This is a genomic window from Vibrio nereis NBRC 15637, assembly GCF_001591105.1.
In the GTDB taxonomy this organism is placed as follows: Bacteria; Pseudomonadota; Gammaproteobacteria; order Enterobacterales; family Vibrionaceae; genus Vibrio; species Vibrio nereis.
The window spans coordinates 16,333-36,672 of record NZ_BCUD01000023.1; the positions used below are offsets into that span (position 1 = coordinate 16,333).

16 protein-coding genes and 4 tRNA genes are annotated in these 20,340 nt (G+C 46.1%); 16 read left to right on the top strand and 4 right to left on the bottom strand.

Going from position 1 to position 20,340, the window contains the following annotated elements; all coding sequences use genetic code 11:
* Nucleotides 1-28: 28 nt before the first annotated feature.
* Both VNE01S_RS17155 and tpiA read right to left on the bottom strand, forming a co-directional pair.
* Nucleotides 29-1,381 (bottom strand): MATE family efflux transporter, encoded by a 1,353-nt coding sequence (locus tag VNE01S_RS17155; protein ID WP_053396559.1) that lies wholly within the window; start codon nucleotides 1,379-1,381, stop codon nucleotides 29-31.
* A gap of 102 nt (nucleotides 1,382-1,483) precedes the next feature.
* Entirely contained in the window at nucleotides 1,484-2,254 is a 771-nt protein-coding gene (gene tpiA / locus VNE01S_RS17160; protein WP_053396560.1) for a triose-phosphate isomerase, read from the bottom strand.
* Between the two features lie 301 nt (nucleotides 2,255-2,555).
* Here tpiA and VNE01S_RS17165 point away from each other — a divergent pair, with 301 nt between their 5' ends.
* Together VNE01S_RS17165 and VNE01S_RS17170 are read left to right on the top strand one after the other, a co-directional pair.
* Nucleotides 2,556-2,903 carry a 5-carboxymethyl-2-hydroxymuconate Delta-isomerase gene (locus VNE01S_RS17165; RefSeq protein ID WP_053396561.1) on the top strand — a complete coding sequence of 116 codons (348 nt, stop codon included), beginning with the start codon at nucleotides 2,556-2,558 and terminating at the stop codon, nucleotides 2,901-2,903.
* Nucleotides 2,904-2,936: 33 nt separating this feature from the next.
* Nucleotides 2,937-3,362: a DUF805 domain-containing protein gene (locus VNE01S_RS17170; RefSeq protein ID WP_053396562.1), complete on the top strand. Its 426-nt coding sequence runs from the start codon at nucleotides 2,937-2,939 to the stop codon at nucleotides 3,360-3,362.
* 76 nt (nucleotides 3,363-3,438) lie between these two features.
* Here VNE01S_RS17170 and coaA read toward each other — a convergent pair whose 3' ends face one another.
* A complete protein-coding gene (gene coaA, locus VNE01S_RS17175) occupies nucleotides 3,439-4,362 on the bottom strand; it encodes a type I pantothenate kinase (protein ID WP_053396563.1) in 924 nt (307 codons plus the stop codon).
* A gap of 207 nt (nucleotides 4,363-4,569) precedes the next feature.
* Between coaA and VNE01S_RS17180 the strand changes: the two genes are divergently transcribed.
* From VNE01S_RS17180 to rpoC, 13 genes are all read left to right on the top strand, one after another.
* A tRNA-Thr gene (locus VNE01S_RS17180) sits at nucleotides 4,570-4,645 on the top strand.
* A 36-nt stretch (nucleotides 4,646-4,681) separates the two neighbouring features.
* A tRNA-Tyr gene (locus VNE01S_RS17185) sits at nucleotides 4,682-4,766 on the top strand.
* Nucleotides 4,767-4,801: 35 nt separating this feature from the next.
* Nucleotides 4,802-4,876 (top strand) — tRNA-Gly (locus tag VNE01S_RS17190).
* A gap of 12 nt (nucleotides 4,877-4,888) precedes the next feature.
* Nucleotides 4,889-4,964 (top strand) — tRNA-Thr (locus tag VNE01S_RS17195).
* Nucleotides 4,965-5,100: 136 nt separating this feature from the next.
* Nucleotides 5,101-6,285, top strand: a complete 1,185-nt coding sequence (gene tuf, locus VNE01S_RS17200) for an elongation factor Tu (protein ID WP_061781645.1) — start codon at nucleotides 5,101-5,103, stop codon at nucleotides 6,283-6,285.
* A gap of 273 nt (nucleotides 6,286-6,558) precedes the next feature.
* The gene (gene secE / locus VNE01S_RS17205) at nucleotides 6,559-6,939 is read left to right on the top strand and encodes a preprotein translocase subunit SecE (protein WP_053397180.1); all 381 of its coding nucleotides are present in this window, start codon (nucleotides 6,559-6,561) and stop codon (nucleotides 6,937-6,939) included.
* Between the two features lie 13 nt (nucleotides 6,940-6,952).
* The gene (nusG, locus tag VNE01S_RS17210; RefSeq protein WP_053397181.1) at nucleotides 6,953-7,501 is read left to right on the top strand and encodes a transcription termination/antitermination protein NusG; all 549 of its coding nucleotides are present in this window, start codon (nucleotides 6,953-6,955) and stop codon (nucleotides 7,499-7,501) included.
* A gap of 144 nt (nucleotides 7,502-7,645) precedes the next feature.
* Nucleotides 7,646-8,074 (top strand): 50S ribosomal protein L11, encoded by a 429-nt coding sequence (rplK, locus tag VNE01S_RS17215; protein WP_008078231.1) that lies wholly within the window; start codon nucleotides 7,646-7,648, stop codon nucleotides 8,072-8,074.
* A gap of 4 nt (nucleotides 8,075-8,078) precedes the next feature.
* Nucleotides 8,079-8,780, top strand: a complete 702-nt coding sequence (gene rplA, locus VNE01S_RS17220) for a 50S ribosomal protein L1 (RefSeq protein WP_053397182.1) — start codon at nucleotides 8,079-8,081, stop codon at nucleotides 8,778-8,780.
* 318 nt (nucleotides 8,781-9,098) lie between these two features.
* Nucleotides 9,099-9,593 carry a 50S ribosomal protein L10 gene (rplJ, locus tag VNE01S_RS17225; protein WP_053397183.1) on the top strand — a complete coding sequence of 165 codons (495 nt, stop codon included), beginning with the start codon at nucleotides 9,099-9,101 and terminating at the stop codon, nucleotides 9,591-9,593.
* A 57-nt stretch (nucleotides 9,594-9,650) separates the two neighbouring features.
* Nucleotides 9,651-10,019 (top strand): 50S ribosomal protein L7/L12, encoded by a 369-nt coding sequence (rplL, locus tag VNE01S_RS17230; RefSeq protein ID WP_053397184.1) that lies wholly within the window; start codon nucleotides 9,651-9,653, stop codon nucleotides 10,017-10,019.
* A 230-nt stretch (nucleotides 10,020-10,249) separates the two neighbouring features.
* Nucleotides 10,250-14,278, top strand: coding sequence for a DNA-directed RNA polymerase subunit beta (rpoB, locus tag VNE01S_RS17235; protein WP_053397185.1), 4,029 nt, complete (start codon nucleotides 10,250-10,252; stop codon nucleotides 14,276-14,278).
* A 106-nt stretch (nucleotides 14,279-14,384) separates the two neighbouring features.
* A complete protein-coding gene (gene rpoC, locus VNE01S_RS17240; protein ID WP_053397186.1) occupies nucleotides 14,385-18,587 on the top strand; it encodes a DNA-directed RNA polymerase subunit beta' in 4,203 nt (1,400 codons plus the stop codon).
* Between the two features lie 225 nt (nucleotides 18,588-18,812).
* On the opposite strand, the gene VNE01S_RS17245 is transcribed toward rpoC, so the two are convergent.
* Entirely contained in the window at nucleotides 18,813-19,307 is a 495-nt protein-coding gene (locus tag VNE01S_RS17245) for an Rsd/AlgQ family anti-sigma factor (protein ID WP_053397187.1), read from the bottom strand.
* Nucleotides 19,308-19,485: 178 nt separating this feature from the next.
* Here VNE01S_RS17245 and nudC point away from each other — a divergent pair, with 178 nt between their 5' ends.
* Complete coding sequence (gene nudC, locus VNE01S_RS17250; RefSeq protein WP_053397188.1) at nucleotides 19,486-20,268, top strand: NAD(+) diphosphatase; 783 nt, start codon at nucleotides 19,486-19,488, stop codon at nucleotides 20,266-20,268.
* Nucleotides 20,269-20,340: the final 72 nt, after the last annotated feature.

Genomic DNA, 20,340 nt, shown 5'->3' on the forward strand with positions numbered 1-20,340 from the left:
ACACCGGCAGTAGCCGGTGTTTTTGTATTTATGCCTGACAAGAATGAGGAGATAAGTATTCCTTTCTCAGCCTCAGTGCATAGAAGTAACCAAATATCCCACCCAAAATGTTCCCTAATGCGATGCCGATAAACAGCCCTTCGATGCCGTAAACCAAACTACCTACCCACGCTCCTGGTAGAGTAAAGCAGAACAAGCGCATAAAGCTCCACTGAAACGCTTTTAAAGGCTGGTGCAAGGCGTTTAACCCAGCAATTAGCATCATCACAATGCCTTGGAAACCATAACTAAACGGCACAACGAGCAGGTAATGCCACAATAGATTTTCGACCTCTTTCTCCTGCGAGAAGAGAGCCGCCAGTGGAATGCTGAGCGGTACCATCATGATAAAAATACCCAACTGGAAGACCACAGAAAATCGAACGCTGAGGAAAAGGCCGGCAAAACTGCGTGCGGGGTTATTAGCCCCAATATTTTGAGCGATAAAAGGGGTTAGCGCGGAGGTCAAAGACATCAGTACTAAAATGAGTATCGACTCTATGCGCTGCGCGGCACCGTAAGTGGCAACGGCAGCGGTACCATGGCTCGATAACATCATCATTAGAATCGCGCCGGAAATCGGGTTCATCGCATTAGATAGAGCGGCAGGTGTTCCAATCTTAAGGATCAGTTTCCAATCTGACAGCAGCCTTGGCAGGTAAGGGAGAGCGAGTAATTTCTCTCTTTTGACCAGCACATAGAGTGAGCCAATCAACGCGCCCAGCCAGCTAAAAGCACTGGCAATGGCCGCGCCTTGAATGCCTAACTCAGGGAAAGGGCCGATACCAAAGATGAGTAGTGGGTCGAGCACACCGTTAATGAACCCGGCCAGCATCATGATTTTTGCCGGTGTTTTGGTATCCCCAGTGGCGCGAATTGCGCTATTGCCCGCCATCGGAATGACCAGAAGCGGAATGGTGAAATACCAAATCTGCATGTATTGATGGATGAGAGGCAGCAATTCCTCCTCAGCCCCTAGTAACAAAAACAGAGGGTCAATCGTACTTAACCCGATCGCACATGCCATGGCGACGAGTGTGACCGCGAGAATCAGGCCATGACTAGAGAAACGAGCAGCATCTTGCGCGTCTCCCTGTCCTAGCAGGCGGCCAATATTGGTTGATAAGCCCATACCAATGCCCATCGTGATGCAGTTAACGCCAAATGTGACAGGAAAGGTATAGCTGATAGCGGCAAGAGCTTGAGTGCCGAGTAGGGAGATGAAAAACGTGTCGACGAGGTTAAACATCAGAATCGCGACCAGCCCGAAAATCATCGGCACTGTCATTTGGCGCAAGACTGTCGGAATAGAGCCGGTTAGTAGGCCATGCTTATCCTTCATCGTGAATAGCTACTCTAGCGGAGGAAAAACGTAGCATACTTGATTCGATGGGGAGATACAAAAAAGGCCAGCATGTCGCTGGCCTTGGAAGGTTTGCTTTAATTAAGCTTTCGCTTTTGCTGCTGCTTTTGCAATAGCCACGAAGCTCTTCGCGTCTAGAGATGCACCGCCAACTAGAGCGCCGTCGATGTCTGGTTGTGCGAAGTACGCTTCAGCGTTTTCTGGTTTAACACTGCCGCCGTATTGGATGATCACTTGCTCAGCAACTGCTGCGTCTTTTTCTGCAATCATTGCGCGGATAGATGCGTGGATACGTTGTGCATCGTCTGCTGTTGCTGCTTTACCAGTACCGATCGCCCAGATTGGTTCGTAAGCGATGATTGCGCCGTTTAGTGCTTCAACACCGTAAGCATCGATCACAGCATTGATTTGACGTGCACATACTGCTTCTGTTTCACCAGCTTCGTTTTGCGCTTCAGATTCACCGATACAGAAAACTGGTTTCAGGCCGTTTTCTTTTAGGAATGCGAATTTCTTAGCAACAAATTCGTCAGACTCGTTGTGGTACTCACGGCGCTCAGAGTGGCCGATGATGATGTGAGTTGCACCGAAGTCTTTTAGCATCTCAGGAGACATATCGCCTGTGAATGCACCGCTGTTGTTTAGGTCAGTGTTTTGTGCACCTAGGATTACTTTGTTACCGCCTTCTGCGATTACGCGCTCAGCTAGGTCGATGTAAAGTGCTGGTGGAGCGACTGCTACGTCTACACCTTCAACGCCTTCAAGCTCAGCGTTGATACCAGTTAGCAGCTCTTTAACCATCGCTTTGCTGCCGTTAAGTTTCCAGTTACCCATCACTACAGGACGACGCATAGGAATATCTCCCTTATCTTTAATATAAAAAGTTTATCAATGTAGCAAGTACATCAATGTAAAAAATCTTCGTAAGAATATAACAGATAAAATAAGCCAGATCATGACTAGTATCATGTCTTAACCGGATCTCATCCCCGGGTTAAGAGTGTCTTACAGAATAAACAATCTTAGCTTAGTTCAGTTCAGTGATCTCATAAGCAGAAAAGCGCTATTTGACTCGGAAATTAGTATGGAAATTGTTAATACTGAATAAGCAGGTATTCGCACAATTGAAACTCTCTTACAGTTAAGGAAAACTATGCCAAATCTAGTAATGGAATATTCCAACTCGGTGGATGAAAGGGTCAATGTCCAAGGGCTTTTGGAAGATTTACATAAGGTTGCGCTTCAAAGTGGTTTATTTGATATTGGATCGGTAAAGTCCAGGTCACTGCGCTGCGATCACTGGCTGATAGGGGAGGAGGGAGATAGTGTCGACTTTATACACATCAGTTTTGAACTGTTGGATGGCCGTACTCCCGAACAAAAAAGAGAACTCTCTCGCCAGTTAATGGCCGAACTTCAATGCCAGGCAAGCAGTGTGCAAAGTTTAACGGTGAATATTCGCGACATGGATAAGGAGTGCTTCCAAAAAGCACTGAACTAATTTGATTATTATTTTGTATTTTTAGGTAATGTTATGTCGATAAAAGAGCTGTTGTTTTCATTTCAGGGTCGGGTGGGTCGTAAAACCTACTGGGTATGGAACGTGATTTACTATGCGTTAATCGTTGGTTTTGCGACCGGAATTAACGCGTTATTTCCGGTTTATGCACACCTGTTACTCCCTGTTTTTCTTCTCGTCATCCTTATTCCGGATCTGGCTATTACCGCGAAACGTTGGCACGACAGAAACAAAACCAGTTGGTGGTTACTCCTAAATCTGCCCCTCGTTATTGGCAGAATGACCGTTCCGATGGGAGACCCTACCCAAGCATCGCAAACAACCACGGTTCAGCTGGTAAGCTCGCTTGCGGCTTTGATCTGTGGCGGGTGGATTTTAATTGAGTGTGGTTTTTTGAAGGGAAACGAAGGCGCAAACCAATTCGGGCCAGAGCCTAAATAGGAAAAGAATCACGATGACGGTTTTAGACTTCAGCACGCTAATTTCGAACATGGTTGCTGAAGTCTTAATAATTCAACTACTTACGCAGTAGAATCTCTTCTACTTTGTGATCCGCACCCTTTTTCAACACCAGTTGCGCGCGTCCCTTTGTTGGTAAAATATTTTGCTGGAGGTTGATGCCGTTGATCGATTGCCAGATGTCGTGGGCTTTCTTGATCGCTTCTGGCTCGGTCAGCTTGGTATAGTGACTAAAGTAGGACCCCGCACGCGTGAACGCTCCCTGACGAAACTTAAGGAAACGTTCCACATACCAGTTTTCAATCACTTCACTATTTGCATCTACATAAAGAGAAAAATCTAAAAAATCGGACACGAAGACTCGGTGTGGATCGTGAGGGTAGTCCATGCCACTTTGCAGTACGTTTAATCCCTCAATGATGAGCACATCTGGCCTGTCGACGACTTTGACTTCATCAGTAATGTCATAAGTGATGTGGGAATAGGTCGGAACCGTTAAGTTCGGTTTACCTGCTTTGACATCTGAGACAAACTCAACCAAACGCTTAATATCGTAAGACTCTGGAAAGCCCTTTCGGTGCATTATTCCACGTTCATTGAGCACTTTTTTAGGGTATAAAAAACCGTCTGTGGTGACCAGTTCAACTTTAGGGTGGTTTTCCCAGCGAGCAAGCAGCGCTCTTAGTAGGCGTGCGGTGGTGCTTTTACCGACCGCGACACTACCAGCAATCCCAATAATAAAAGGGGGAGGACTCTCTTGGTTACTGAGGAAGTTATTTAAGACCGTATTGCGGCTTTGTCTAGCGGCAACATAAAGATTTAATAATCGTGCCAGGGGAAGGTAAATTTCGACCACTTCTTCCATTGTCAGACTTTCATTGACCCCTTGAAGTTCAATTAGATCCTCTTTGGATAAGGTCATCGGAACAGAGTTACGTAGCTCTGCCCACTGCTGACGAGTAAAAGAGAGAAATGGAGTCATAGTCTTCCTAACCAGAATTCGCGATAAGAGCTGCGAAAATACAACAACAAGCCCTGTTTGCAAATGACAAGCGCGGTTTAAAGTGGTTTTTGTCTGCTATTTTGTGTGAATTTTCATCAAATAAACAGAAAGTGGTCAAAAAGGTGATTTTTTTTAAATTTACTCTTGCAAGGCAGAAAATCATTCAATAGAATGCGCACCACTTATGCCGACTTAGCTCAGTAGGTAGAGCAACTGACTTGTAATCAGTAGGTCACCAGTTCGATTCCGGTAGTCGGCACCATTCTTTCCTTTAGTAGTTAGAATGGCTTAAAAATTTGGAGGGGTTCCCGAGTGGCCAAAGGGAGCAGACTGTAAATCTGCCGGCACTGCCTTCGATGGTTCGAATCCGTCCCCCTCCACCATATTCTTTAGGAAATAGCTCACAGAGTTACGTGTTGCGGGCATCGTATAATGGCTATTACCTCAGCCTTCCAAGCTGATGATGCGGGTTCGATTCCCGCTGCCCGCTCCACTCATTTAGAGTGCTGATATAGCTCAGGTGGTAGAGCGCATCCTTGGTAAGGATGAGGTCGGCAGTTCGAGTCTGCCTATCAGCACCAGCTCTCAAGCAAACTTTTCCTTTTGATACTTTCTTTTAACTAAACTACGTTTAGTGTTTGAGAGTAAGTTTAACACCAATACTTTTGGTTGCGTGGTCATCAAAGCCACCTAAATCCGTACCTAGAGGGACAACTCATGTCTAAAGAAAAATTTGAACGTACGAAACCGCACGTAAACGTTGGTACTATCGGCCACGTTGACCACGGTAAAACAACTCTAACTGCAGCAATCTGTACTACTCTTGCTAAAGTTTACGGCGGTGACGCGAAAGACTTCGCATCTATCGATAACGCTCCAGAAGAGCGTGAGCGCGGTATCACAATCGCTACTTCTCACGTAGAGTACGACACTCCAACTCGCCACTACGCACACGTTGACTGTCCAGGACACGCGGACTACGTTAAAAACATGATCACTGGTGCTGCTCAGATGGACGGTGGTATCCTTGTAGTTGCTGCGACAGATGGCCCAATGCCACAAACTCGTGAGCACATCCTACTAGGCCGTCAGGTTGGTATCCCTTACATCATCGTATTCATGAACAAATGTGACATGGTTGATGATGAAGAGCTACTAGAACTAGTAGAAATGGAAGTACGTGAACTTCTATCTGAATACGATTTCCCAGGTGATGACCTACCAGTTATCCAAGGTTCTGCACTAGGCGCACTAAACGGCGAAGAGCAGTGGGAAGCGAAAATCGTTGAACTAGCAGAAGCACTAGACAACTACATTCCAGAACCAGAGCGTGCAGTAGATCAGCCATTCCTAATGCCTATCGAAGACGTATTCTCAATCCAAGGTCGTGGTACAGTAGTAACTGGCCGTATCGAGCGTGGTATCCTAACAGTAGGTGACGAAGTTGCTATCGTAGGTATCAAAGACACTACTACAACTACATGTACTGGTGTTGAGATGTTCCGTAAGCTTCTAGACGAAGGCCGTGCTGGTGAGAACGTTGGTGCACTTCTACGTGGTACTAAGCGTGACGAAGTTGAACGTGGTCAAGTACTAGCGAAGCCTGGTTCAATCACTCCACACACTAAGTTCGAATCAGAAGTATACGTACTGTCTAAAGATGAAGGTGGTCGTCACACTCCATTCTTCAAAGGCTACCGTCCACAGTTCTACTTCCGTACAACTGACGTAACTGGCGACATCCAGCTACCAGAAGGCGTAGAAATGGTAATGCCAGGTGACAACGTACAGATGACTGTAGAGCTAATCGCACCAATCGCAATGGACGAAGGTCTACGTTTCGCGATCCGTGAAGGTGGCCGTACAGTAGGTGCTGGTGTTGTTGCTAAGATCTTCGACTAATTCTTAGAATTGTCGAAGACTTCTGAAAAATCTTTGAATAAGATTTGACGAACCAGTAGCAAAAAGGGCATCATTTGATGCCCTTTTTCTGCACTCAAAATAATGTTTGCTGATTTGTTGTACAAGCAGACGTTAAGCAGGATTTTTTGATAGAAGACGGGCTTTTCTATCAAAGAAAGAGTACGACGGTTAATTCAGACCGTTGTTTATGGATTTGCCCTGCAACAGCGGGGTTGTTGTCGTCTATATTAAGACTTGTGACAGGTTGGTTTTATGAAAGCAAATAATGCTGAAACTCCTGAGAGCTCAAATGGCGCAGATATCTTTAAGTGGATTGTCACTTTCGTTCTGCTAGCTGCCGCTGTTGTGGGTAATTACCTGTATGGTGAGATGTCTGTAGTGGTTCGAGCTGCGGGTGTTGTTGTTTTGATTGCTGCTGCACTTGGTGTCGCTGCAACAACAACTAAGGGTAAAGCGTCGATCAGTTTTGCTAAAGAATCGCGTATGGAAGTTCGCAAAGTAGTTTGGCCAACTCGCCAAGAAACTATGCAAACGACTCTGATTGTTTTAGCTGTAAGTATTGTAATGGCTCTAGTGCTATGGGGTATTGACGGCATTATGGTTCGTCTTGTGTCTCTAGCAACTGGGGTATAGAGGGTAGTAATTCATGAGTGAAGCTCCTAAAAAACGCTGGTATGTGGTTCAAGCCTTCTCTGGATTTGAAGGTCGTGTAGCTCAGTCTCTTCGCGAGCATATCAAGATGCATGGCATGGAAGAGCTATTTGGTGAAGTATTAGTCCCAACTGAAGAAGTTGTGGAAATGCGCGCAGGCCAACGTCGTAAGTCTGAGCGTAAATTCTTCCCAGGTTACGTCCTAGTTCAGATGATCATGAACGATGAATCATGGCACTTAGTACGCAGTGTGCCGCGTGTCATGGGCTTCATTGGTGGTACCTCTGACCGTCCAGCTCCTATCACTGATAAGGAAGCTGACGCGATTCTAAATCGTCTTGAGAAAGCGAGCGAAGCACCTCGTCCACGTACTATGTACGAAGCGGGTGAAGTGGTACGTGTTACTGACGGTCCATTTGCTGACTTCAACGGTACAGTTGAAGAAGTGGATTACGAGAAGAGCCGCCTGAAAGTGTCTGTGTCGATCTTTGGTCGCGCAACACCAGTTGAGCTTGAATTTGGTCAGGTTGAAAAACTTGATTAAAAATACACCTTTTTAAGGTTGTATAAGGCGCGAATTATGACTATAATTTCGCGCCTTTTTACTTCTAGTGAAGTAAAAAGTTATTTACGTAAACGGGGAGCTGATCGGTTGATTAGCGTCTGAACCCAAAACTTAGGAATTATCATGGCTAAGAAAGTTGAAGCTTACATCAAGCTGCAAGTTGCTGCTGGTATGGCGAACCCAAGTCCACCGGTTGGTCCTGCACTAGGTCAACACGGTGTGAACATCATGGAATTCTGTAAAGCGTTTAACGCGAAGACAGAATCTATCGAGAAAGGTCTACCGACTCCAGTTGTTATCACTGTATACAACGACCGTTCTTTCACGTTCGTAACTAAGACTCCACCTGCTGCTGTTCTTCTGAAGAAAGCTGCTGGCGTTAAGTCTGGTTCAGGTCGTCCAAACACTGAAAAAGTTGGTACTGTAACTGACGCTCAAATCCAAGAAATCGCAGAAACTAAAGCTGCTGATATGACTGGTGCTGACATCGAAGCGATGAAACGCTCAATCGCTGGTACTGCTCGTTCAATGGGCCTAGTGGTAGAGGGTTAAGATCATGGCAAAACTAACTAAGCGCATGCGCGTAATCCGCGAAAAAGTTGACGTAACTAAAGAATACGAAATCAACGAAGCTGTAGCTCTTCTTCAAGAACTAGCAACTGCTAAATTCGTTGAGTCTGTAGACGTTGCTGTTAACCTTGGCATCGATGCTCGTAAATCTGACCAGAACGTACGTGGTGCAACTGTACTGCCTCACGGTACTGGCCGCGAAATCCGCGTTGCAGTGTTCACTCAAGGTGCAAACGCTGAAGCAGCTAAAGAAGCTGGCGCAGATATCGTTGGTATGGAAGATCTTGCTGAGCAAGTGAAGAAAGGCGAAATGAACTTTGACGTAGTTGTTGCTTCTCCAGATGCAATGCGCGTTGTAGGTCAACTAGGTACTATCCTAGGTCCTCGCGGTCTAATGCCAAACCCTAAAGTTGGTACTGTAACTCCTAACGTTGCTGAAGCGGTTAAGAACGCTAAAGCTGGTCAGGTTCGTTACCGTAACGACAAAAACGGCATCATCCACACTACTATCGGTAAAGCTAACTTCTCTGCAGAGCAGATCAAAGAGAACCTAGAGTCTCTTCTAATTGCTCTTAAGAAAGCTAAACCATCTTCAGCGAAAGGTACTTTCCTGAAGAAAGTAAGCATCTCTACTACTATGGGTGCTGGTGTTGCTGTTGATCAGGCTAGCCTGAACACAGTTGCGTAATTAAATATTACCGCACACTTATTTACTTAGGCGTGAAATATATGTATAATTTTGCGCCTAATATTTGTGGTTGGGGCTGAACTTTGGTTCATTGAATTCTTCTAGAGTTCATTGTGAATTATGACCCAGTCTCCGTCCAAGACCGTAGGTGTCTGAGTTTATTTTATAAATGAAGGCTTAATTTACCTACGTAGATGGTGCCCGAACTGACAGAAAGCTCTATGTAATATAGTTACCTTTCTTCTGGGAAGCACCTCAATAGCTCTCACTGTTGTGATAATAGTGAGTGGTGTAACGACAACCAGGAGTAAATCCAAGATGGCTTTAAACCTTCAAGACAAAAAAGCAATTGTTGCTGAAGTCAACGAAGCTGCCAGTGGTGCACTTTCTGCAGTTGTAGCTGACTCTCGTGGCGTTGAAGTAGGCGCGATGACTTCTCTACGTAAACAAGCTCGTGAAGCGGGCGTTTACATTAGAGTTGTTCGTAACACGCTTATGCGTCGTGCGGTTGAAGGTACAGACTACGAATGTCTAACTGAGACATTTACTGGTCCTACTCTAATCGCATTCTCTAACGAGCACCCAGGTGCTGCAGCGCGTCTTTTCAAAGACTTCGCTAAAGAGAACAAAGACTTCGAGATCAAAGCTGCTGCATTTGAAGGCGCGCTAACTGACGCTGAAGTACTAGCGACACTACCAACTTACGACGAAGCTATTGCACGCCTAATGATGTGCATGAAAGAAGCTTCTGCAGGCAAGCTGGCACGTACGTTCGCTGCTATCCGCGATCAAAAAGAAGAAGCAGCGGCATAAGCCTTGCTTTTTACTGGTTGCTTAATAAACTTATTGTTGACTTAAAAGAGAATTGTTATGTCTATTACTAACGAGCAAATCCTAGATGCAGTTGCAGAAATGTCTGTAATGCAAGTTGTTGAACTAATCGAAGCAATGGAAGAGAAATTCGGTGTTTCTGCTGCAGCTGCTGTTGTAGCTGGCGGCGCTGCTGGCGGCGAAGCTGCTGAAGAGCAAACTGAATTCGACGTAATCCTAGAATCTGCTGGCGGTAACAAAGTTGCTGTAATCAAAGCAGTACGTGGCGCAACTGGTCTAGGCCTTAAAGAAGCTAAAGGTCTTGTAGACGGCGCTCCAGCACCTCTTAAAGAAGGTGTTGATAAAGCAGAAGCTGAAGCTCTTAAAGCTCAGCTAGAAGAAGCTGGTGCAAGTGTTACTGTTAAGTAATTATTGCATAGTTTCTTAGCCTAACGGCTAATGGCTGGTGGTTTTTTAACCACCGGCCTTTTTGCGCTGTAGGGCACAGGTGAATTTTCCGCTGTTTAGTCACCTATGTCTGAGCAAAAAACGTTTCATTACACCTTAATGAAACGCCACTACAGTCAAACAGTTGTTTAGTCACTGTCTCATACTACCCGAGACAGTTTGGGTCACTTATCAGCGAGCTGAGGAACCCCATGGTTTACTCTTATACCGAGAAAAAGCGCATCCGTAAGGACTTTGGTACTCGTCCACAAGTTTTGGACATTCCATACCTGCTATCGATCCAGCTCGATTCGTTCGAAAAATTCATCGAACAGGATCCTGAGGGGCAATACGGTCTTGAGGCTGCTTTCCGTTCTGTATTCCCTATTCAGAGCTACAACGGCAATTCCGAGCTGCAATACGTTAGCTACCGTCTTGGTGAGCCAGTTTTTGACGTTAAAGAATGTCAAATCCGCGGTGTAACTTATTCGAAGCCACTGCGCGTAAAACTACGCCTAGTTATCTTTGATAAAGACGCGCCAGCAGGTACTGTAAAAGACATTAAAGAACAAGAAGTCTACATGGGTGAAATCCCGCTCATGACTGACAATGGTACCTTCGTAATCAATGGTACCGAGAGGGTTATCGTATCCCAGCTGCACAGAAGCCCAGGCGTTTTCTTCGACAGCGATAAGGGTAAGACCCACTCATCAGGTAAAGTTCTCTACAATGCGCGTGTTATTCCTTACCGTGGTTCATGGCTTGATTTCGAGTTTGACCCTAAGGATAACCTATACGTACGTATTGACCGCCGTCGTAAACTTCCAGCATCGATCATTCTGCGCGCATTAGGTAAGACGACAGAAGAGATTCTGGATATCTTCTTTGAGAAGATTAACTTCCAGGTTAAAGATCAAACTCTATTGATGGAGTTGGTTCCTGAGCGTTTACGCGGTGAAACGGCGTCATTCGATATTGAAGCGAATGGTAAAACGTACGTTGAGACAGGTCGTCGTGTTACAGCACGCCACATCCGTCAACTTGAAAAAGATGGCGTTGCCCACATCGAGGTACCAGTAGAGTACATCGTAGGTAAAGTTGCATCGAAAGATTACATCAACGAAGCAACGGGCGAGATCATTGTTGGTGCTAACCAAGAAATTAGTCTTGAAGCGCTAGCAAACCTTTCTCAAGCAGGCCACAAAGCGCTAGAAGTTCTGTTTACGAACGATCTAGACCACGGTCCATTCATGTCAGAGACAGTACGTATCGACAGCACTGTTGATCGTATTTCTGCATTGGTAGAAATCTACCGCATGATGCGCCCAGGTGAGCCGCCAACGAAAGAAGCTGCTGAAGCTCTATTCGAAAGCCTATTCTTCTCTGAAGAGCGTTACGATCTATCGACTGTTGGTCGTATGAAGTTCAACAGCTCTATCGAACGTGAAGATGCTCAAGAGCAGGGCACACTTGATGAAACTGATATCATCGAAGTGATGAAGAAGCTTATCGCTATCCGTAACGGCATCGGTGAAGTGGACGATATCGACCACCTAGGTAACCGTCGCATCCGTTCTGTTGGCGAAATGGCAGAAAACCAGTTCCGTGTAGGTCTAGTACGTGTTGAACGTGCTGTTAAAGAGCGCCTAAGCCTTGGTGATCTTGACGCTATCATGCCTCAAGACCTGATCAACGCTAAGCCTATCTCTGCTGCGGTTAAAGAATTCTTTGGTTCTTCTCAGCTTTCACAGTTCATGGACCAAAACAACCCGCTTTCAGAAGTAACGCACAAACGTCGTATTTCTGCATTGGGTCCTGGCGGTCTAACTCGTGAACGCGCTGGCTTCGAAGTGCGAGACGTACACGTAACGCACTACGGTCGTTTATGTCCGATCGAAACGCCTGAAGGTCCAAACATCGGTCTGATCAACTCTCTATCTGCATTTGCGCGTTGTAACGAGTACGGTTTCCTAGAAACCCCGTACCGTCGTGTAGTAGATGGTGTAGTGACAGACGAAGTAGATTACCTATCTGCAATCCAAGAAGGTCAGTACGTTATCGCGCAGGCGAACACGGTTCTGACTGAAGAAGGCACATTCGCTGATGAGCTAATCACTGCTCGTCAGAAAGGTGAATCTGGTCTTCACCCACGTGAACACGCTCAATACATGGACGTTGCAACTAACCAGGTTGTATCGATCGCTGCATCGCTTATCCCGTTCCTAGAACACGATGATGCGAACCGTGCATTGATGGGTGCGAACATGCAACGTCAGGCAGTTCCAACTCTTAAAGCTGACAAGCCTCTAGTTGGTACTGGTATTGAACGTAACATCGCGGTTGACTCAGGTGTTACTGCCGTTGCGAAACGTGGTGGTGTAATCCAGTCTGTAGATGCTTCTCGTATCGTTGTGAAAGTGAACGACGACGAGCTGATCCCTGGTGAAGCAGGCATCGATATCTACAACCTAACTAAATACACTCGTTCTAACCAAAACACGTGTATCAACCAGCGTCCATGCGTGATGCCAGGTGAACCAGTACTACGTGGCGACGTTCTTGCTGACGGTCCTTCAACCGACCTTGGTGAGCTAGCGCTTGGTCAGAACATGCGTATCGCATTCATGCCTTGGAACGGTTACAACTTCGAGGACTCGATCTTAGTATCTGAGCGCGTAGTTCAAGAAGACCGTTTCACGACTATCCACATTCAAGAGCTATCTTGTGTGGCACGTGATACTAAGCTTGGTGCTGAAGAAATCACAGCTGATATTCCAAACGTAGGTGAGTCTGCTCTGTCTAAACTGGACGAGTCAGGTATCGTTTACATTGGTGCTGAAGTGAAAGGCGGTGACATCCTTGTAGGTAAAGTAACGCCTAAAGGTGAAACCCAGCTCACTCCTGAAGAGAAGCTACTACGTGCAATCTTCGGTGAGAAAGCGTCAGACGTTAAAGACACGTCTCTACGCGTACCAAACTCAGTTTCAGGTACTATCATCGACGTTCAAGTATTTACTCGTGACGGCGTTGAAAAAGACAAACGTGCACTTGAAATTGAACAGATGCAGCTGAAAGAAGCGAAGAAAGACCTAACTGAAGAATTCCAGATTCTTGAGGGTGGCCTTCTAAACCGCGTGAAAGCTGTATTGATCGACGGTGGCTACACTGAAGCGAAACTAGACTCTATCGACCGTAAGAAATGGCTAGAGCTAACGCTTGAAGATGACGCTCTACAAACTCAGCTTGAGCAACTAGCTGAGCAGTGGGACGAGCTAAAAGCTGACTTCGATAAGAAGTTCGAAACCAAGCGTCGTAAGATCACACAAGGTGATGATCTAGCACCGGGCGTACTGAAGATCGTTAAGGTTTACCTAGCGGTTAAACGTCGCATTCAGCCTGGTGATAAGATGGCGGGTCGTCACGGTAACAAGGGTGTAATCTCTAAGATCAACCCTGTTGAAGACATGCCTTACGATGAAAAAGGTCAGCCTGTTGATATCGTACTGAACCCACTGGGTGTACCTTCGCGTATGAACATCGGTCAGATCCTAGAAGTACACTTAGGTCTGGCAGCGAAAGGTATCGGTGACAAGATCAACCAGATGGTGAAAGAGCAGCAAGAGCTAGCTAAGTTCCGTGACTTCCTACAGAAAGTTTACGATCTTGGTGAGACTCGTCAGAAAGTAGACGTCGCGTCGCTATCTGATGATGAAGTTCGCACGCTGATCAAGAACCTACGTGGTGGTCTACCGATCGCAACGCCAGTATTTGACGGTGCGAATGAGACATCAATCAAAGAGCTACTAAAACTAGGTGACCTACCAGAATCTGGTCAGCTAACGCTGTTTGATGGTCGCACAGGTGATGCGTTTGAGCGTCCTGTAACGGTTGGTTACATGTACATGCTGAAACTGAACCACCTTGTTGATGACAAGATGCACGCTCGTTCAACTGGTTCTTACAGCCTAGTAACTCAGCAACCACTTGGTGGTAAAGCTCAGTTCGGTGGTCAGCGTTTCGGTGAGATGGAAGTATGGGCACTGGAAGCATACGGTGCAGCTTACACCCTACAAGAAATGCTAACGGTTAAGTCGGATGACGTTAACGGCCGTACTAAGATGTATAAGAACATCGTAGACGGTAACCACAGCATGGAACCTGGCATGCCAGAATCGTTCAACGTATTGTTGAAAGAGATCCGCTCGCTAGGTATCAACATCGAGCTAGAAGACGAAGAGTAATCTCTTTCTCTCTTGATTAAGGTCGAGAGAAATAAAAGCGATTATCTGGTAGAAAGGTGCTCACTTTTGCGGGTGAGCTCCTTTTAACTCCTTACAGGAGCTGATTGTGAAAGACTTATTAAACTTTCTAAAAGCACAGCATAAGACCGAAGAATTTGATGCAATCAAAATCGGTCTATCTTCACCGGACATGATCCGTTCATGGTCTTTCGGTGAAGTGAAAAAACCTGAAACGATCAACTATCGTACGTTCAAACCTGAACGCGATGGTCTTTTCTGTGCGCGTATCTTTGGTCCAGTAAAAGACTATGAATGTCTTTGTGGCAAATATAAGCGTCTGAAACACCGTGGTGTTATCTGTGAGAAGTGTGGCGTTGAAGTTACACAAACTAAAGTTCGCCGTGACCGTATGGGCCACATCGAGCTTGCTTCACCAGTTGCTCACATCTGGTTCCTAAAATCACTACCGTCTCGCATCGGTCTACTAATGGATATCCCACTACGTGATATCGAGCGTGTTCTTTACTTCGAAATGTACGTAGTAACTGAACCGGGTATGACTGATCTAGAAAAGTCTCAGATGCTTACTGAAGAAGAGTATCTAGACCGCCTAGAAGAGTGGGGTGATGAATTCACGGCTAAGATGGGTGCAGAAGCGATCAAAGATCTCCTAGCGGCGATGGATCTTCCTGCAGAAATCGAAGAAATGCGTGAAGAGCTTCAGTCTACTAACTCAGAGACTAAGCGTAAGAAAATCACCAAGCGTCTGAAGCTAGTTGAAGCGTTCGTTCAATCGGGTAACAACCCAGAGTGGATGATCCTAACTGTGCTTCCGGTACTTCCGCCAGATCTACGTCCTCTAGTACCACTAGACGGCGGTCGTTTTGCGACTTCAGATCTGAACGATCTATACCGTCGTGTGATCAACCGTAACAACCGTTTGAAGCGCCTTCTAGAGCTAGCGGCTCCGGACATCATCGTACGTAACGAAAAACGTATGCTGCAAGAGTCTGTTGATGCGCTACTAGATAACGGTCGTCGCGGTCGTGCGATCACAGGTTCGAACAAACGTCCTCTGAAATCTCTTGCTGATATGATCAAGGGTAAACAAGGTCGTTTCCGTCAGAACCTTCTAGGTAAACGTGTAGACTACTCTGGCCGTTCTGTAATCACAGTAGGTCCATACCTTCGTCTGCACCAGTGTGGTCTTCCTAAGAAGATGGCACTTGAGCTATTCAAACCATTTATCTACAGCAAGCTAGAGACTCGTGGTCTTGCGACTACAATCAAAGCGGCTAAGAAAATGGTAGAGCGTGAAGAAGCGGTTGTTTGGGATATCCTAGACGAAGTAATCCGTGAACACCCAGTACTGTTGAACCGTGCACCTACACTTCACCGTCTAGGTATCCAGGCGTTCGAACCAGTACTAATCGAAGGTAAAGCGATCCAGCTACACCCACTTGTGTGTGCGGCGTACAACGCGGACTTCGATGGTGACCAAATGGCGGTTCACGTACCTCTAACTCTAGAGGCACAGCTTGAAGCTCGTACTCTGATGATGTCGACAAACAACATTCTGTCGCCAGCGTCAGGTGATCCGATCATCGTACCTTCTCAGGACGTTGTATTGGGTCTGTACTACATGACTCGTGACAAGATCAACGTGAAAGGTGAAGGCATGTACCTTGCTGGCCCAGAAGAGGCTGAGAAGGCATACCGCACTAAGAGCGCTGAGTTACACGCACGCGTGAAAGTACGTATTACAGAAACAGTTGTAGACGAAGACGGCAACAGCACTACTGAAACTAAGATGGTAGATACTACTATCGGTCGTGCAATGTTGTGGCAAATCGTACCGAAAGGTCTGCCGTTTAGCATCGTTAACCAAAAGCTAGGTAAGAAACAGATCTCTAACCTACTTAACGAGGCTTACCGTAAACTTGGTCTTAAAGACACCGTTATCTTCGCTGACCAAATCATGTACACAGGTTTTGCTTACGCGGCACTATCTGGTGTTTCTGTTGGTATTGACGATATGGTTGTACCTGCAGCTAAGTACACTGAGATCTCTGAAGCTGAAGAAGAAGTTCGCGAAATCCAAGAACAGTACCAATCTGGTCTGGTAACAGCGGGCGAACGCTACAACAAAGTGATCGATATCTGGGCATCGACCAACGATCGCGTTGCGAAAGCGATGATGGAAAACCTATCTTCTGAAACGGTTATCAACCGTGACGGTGAAGAAGAGCAGCAAGAGTCATTCAACAGCATCTACATGATGGCGGACTCGGGCGCTCGTGGTTCTGCAGCACAGATTCGTCAGCTAGCCGGTATGCGTGGTCTGATGGCGCGTCCAGATGGTTCAATCATCGAAACGCCGATCACTGCGAACTTTAAAGAAGGTCTAAACGTACTTCAGTACTTTATCTCAACGCACGGTGCTCGTAAGGGTCTTGCGGATACGGCACTGAAAACAGCGAACTCGGGTTACCTAACTCGTCGTCTAGTAGACGTTGCTCAAGACGTTGTTGTTACTGAACACGATTGTGGTACACACGAAGGTGTTGACATGATGCCTCACATCGAGGGTGGTGATGTTAAGGTAGCACTTACTGAACTTGCTCTTGGTCGTGTTGTTGCAGAAGACGTGCTTAAACCAGGCACTGAAGATGTTCTGATCCCACGTAACACTCTAATTGATGAGAAGTGGTGTCAGATCATGGAAGAGAACTCTGTAGACAGCATGCGCGTACGCTCTGTCGTAACGTGTGACACAGACTTCGGTTGTTGTGCACAGTGTTACGGTCGTGACCTAGCACGCGGTCACCTAGTTAACCAAGGTGAGTCTGTGGGTGTTATCGCGGCTCAGTCAATCGGTGAACCAGGTACACAGCTAACGATGCGTACGTTCCACATCGGTGGTGCGGCATCGACAGCAGCAGCAGAGAACAGCATCCAAGCTAAGAACAACGGTTCTGTTAAGCTACACAACGCTAAGTTCGTAACGAACAAAGATGGCAAGCTAGTGATCACTTCTCGTGCTTCTGAACTAACCATCATCGATGAGTTTGGTCGTACGAAAGAGAAACACAAACTGCCATACGGCTCGCTACTAAGCAAAGGTGACAACGACGCAGTTGAAGCTGGCGAAACAGTAGCGAACTGGGAAGCGCACACCATGCCAATCATCACTGAAGTGGCAGGTCGCATCCAGTTTGTAGACATGATCGACGGTGTAACAGTATCTCGTCAGACAGATGACCTAACAGGTCTATCTTCAAGCGAAGTGACTGATCCAGCAGCTCGTCCTTCAGCAGGTAAAGATATGCGTCCAGCAATCAAACTTGTTGATGAGCAAGGTAACGATGTAACGATCCCTGGTACAGATATGCCAGCTCATTACTTCCTACCTGGTAAAGCGATCGTGAACATCGAAGACGGCGCAGAAGTAGGTGTGGGTGATACACTTTCACGTATTCCTCAGAAGTCTGGCGGTAACAAAGATATCACCGGTGGTCTTCCACGCGTTGCTGACCTATTCGAAGCACGTAAGCCTAAAGAGCCTGCAATCCTTGCTGAGCACACAGGTACTGTGAGCTTCGGTAAAGAGACCAAAGGTAAGCGTCGTCTAGTGATCACTCGCGAAGGCGGTGATACATACGAAGAGATGATTCCTAAGCATCGTCAGCTTAACGTATTCGAAGGCGAGAAAGTTGAACGTGGTGACGTGATCGCAGATGGTCCTGAGTCTCCGCACGACATTCTACGTCTACGTGGCGTACACGCTGTGACGCAATACATCGCGAACGAAGTTCAAGAAGTATACCGTCTGCAAGGCGTTAAGATTAACGATAAGCACATCGAAACTATCGTTCGTCAGATGCTACGTAAGTGTACTATTACTCACGCTGGTGACTCTGAGTTCCTAGCGGGCGAGCAAGTAGAATACGCGAACGTTAAGATTGCTAACCGCAACCTAGAAGCTGAAGGCAAAGAGCCAGCACGCTTCGAACGTGAACTACTAGGTATCACGAAAGCATCGCTAGCAACTGAATCGTTCATCTCTGCGGCATCGTTCCAGGAGACAACTCGCGTACTAACAGAAGCTGCCGTTTCTGGTAAGCGTGATGAACTGCGTGGTCTGAAAGAAAACGTAATTGTAGGTCGTCTAATCCCTGCAGGTACGGGTTTCGCTTACCACCAAGAGCGTCAAGCGAAGCGTGCTGAAGAACAAGATGGTCCGTCTGCTGAGCAAGCGACAGATAACCTTGCAGCACTACTAAACGCTGGTTTCTCTTCTGACGAGTAATCGTACGAATTGAATCGAGTCGATAATAAAAGGCACCCTAGGGTGCTTTTTTGTTATTTGGAGGGCATAAGATGATTAACTCCCAGCAACGTAACCCGCTCACAGAGTCTCAATCTAATTTAAGGCCAATGAACGACAGTTCCACCAACAAGGCTTTGTTGATGGAATTAGGCTGCCCATGTAAATATGACACGACAGGTATACGTGCGTCTTGTACGCCTCGACTTAAGCTCCAGGTGGAACCGCAAGGCTGTTCGCAATAAGTTGGATGAGTTCATCTTCCACTTCAAAGCGCGCTTCAATAATCTCACCAATTAATGATAAGTCTTCATCGAAGTTATCGAGATCATCATCCTCGGGGACATCAGCATATCGATCGGTAAAGTTGAGCAATGGTTCTGTTGTCAGAACAATGTGTGCGTAGGTCTGATTAATTTCATCTGTTGCTTCAAAACCAGTTGAACGCCATTTATCCATGACCATATCGTAGATTTTAAAGTGGCCTTCAGAGATGTAGTCAACGAGGTGCTGGCAGAAAATTTGAAGTTCTTGTGGTGTAGGAAGAGTAGAAAGTGATTCTTTTGCAGTCGATGGTTTCAACGCTGCAAGTTTACAATACTCAACGATGAGTGATTGTCGTGTTTCTAGCCAATGATCGATGACTTCACTTGAGCCACCCCACTGTTCTTGAGTTTGTTTGAATTTATTTAGCATGACCATGCCCTCATGATCGGATCACACTCCGGTGATCATTAGGCTTTACTTAGTAAAGCTATTCTAGAGATACAACCTCTTGTCCTTACTAGAATTTATAGCCAGAAAATTGCTTAACTACAAACTCTGGTATGAATTTAGATTGCCAGTAAAATGGTTGAACTGCAAGCGAAGAGGATGGGTAATGTTAAAGAATAGTGACACAAACCGTACGAAAAATGCTTATTGGTGTGTCGTATCAGGAAGTGATATTTGGCTGGTTGATCATCAACTCCCCTTTGGTCATGCGCAGCATCTATCACTACCAGCAGAAAAAGCGATTCAAGTTGGTCATTATCAACACCACCCTGTGTATTGGCTGAACGCTTCAGATGTAGATTCTGAGTTAGAGTTTTGCTCATTAAGGGAGTGCTTAGACTTCCCAGAGTCCTTATTTATGCTAATGAGCAAAGCGGTTCAATATGGCCACATGAGCCAATCAATGCGCTTCTGTCCAGTTTGTGGTGGGCGAAACCACCTCAATCACAACCAGCTAGCTATGCAGTGTGGTGATTGTCGTACCCTTCATTACCCAAGAATATTCCCATGTATTATTGTGGCTGTGCGCAGTGAGCAACATATCCTATTAGCACAGCATCCGCGGCATCGAAACGGTATGTATACCGTCATTGCAGGATTCTTAGAAGTGGGAGAAACGTTAGAGGAGTGTGTGGCGCGTGAAGTCAAAGAAGAAACCGGGATAGAGGTTAAGAATATTCAATATTTCGGCAGTCAGCCTTGGGCCTTCCCTTCTAGCATGATGATGGGCTTTCTGGCCGAGTATGAATCTGGAATTTTAAAGCCAGATTACAGCGAACTCACCGATGCTCAGTGGTTTTCTATTGAAGAGATGCCACCCGTAGCGCCAAAAGGCACCATTGCCAGAGCTCTTATTGAGCATACCATTACTGTCATAAAAGGAGACTGAGGTCTTTACCCCAAATAAGAAAGAGAAGGGTAAATGAATCATTTTTGAGACATGACTATTGATAGACTACTC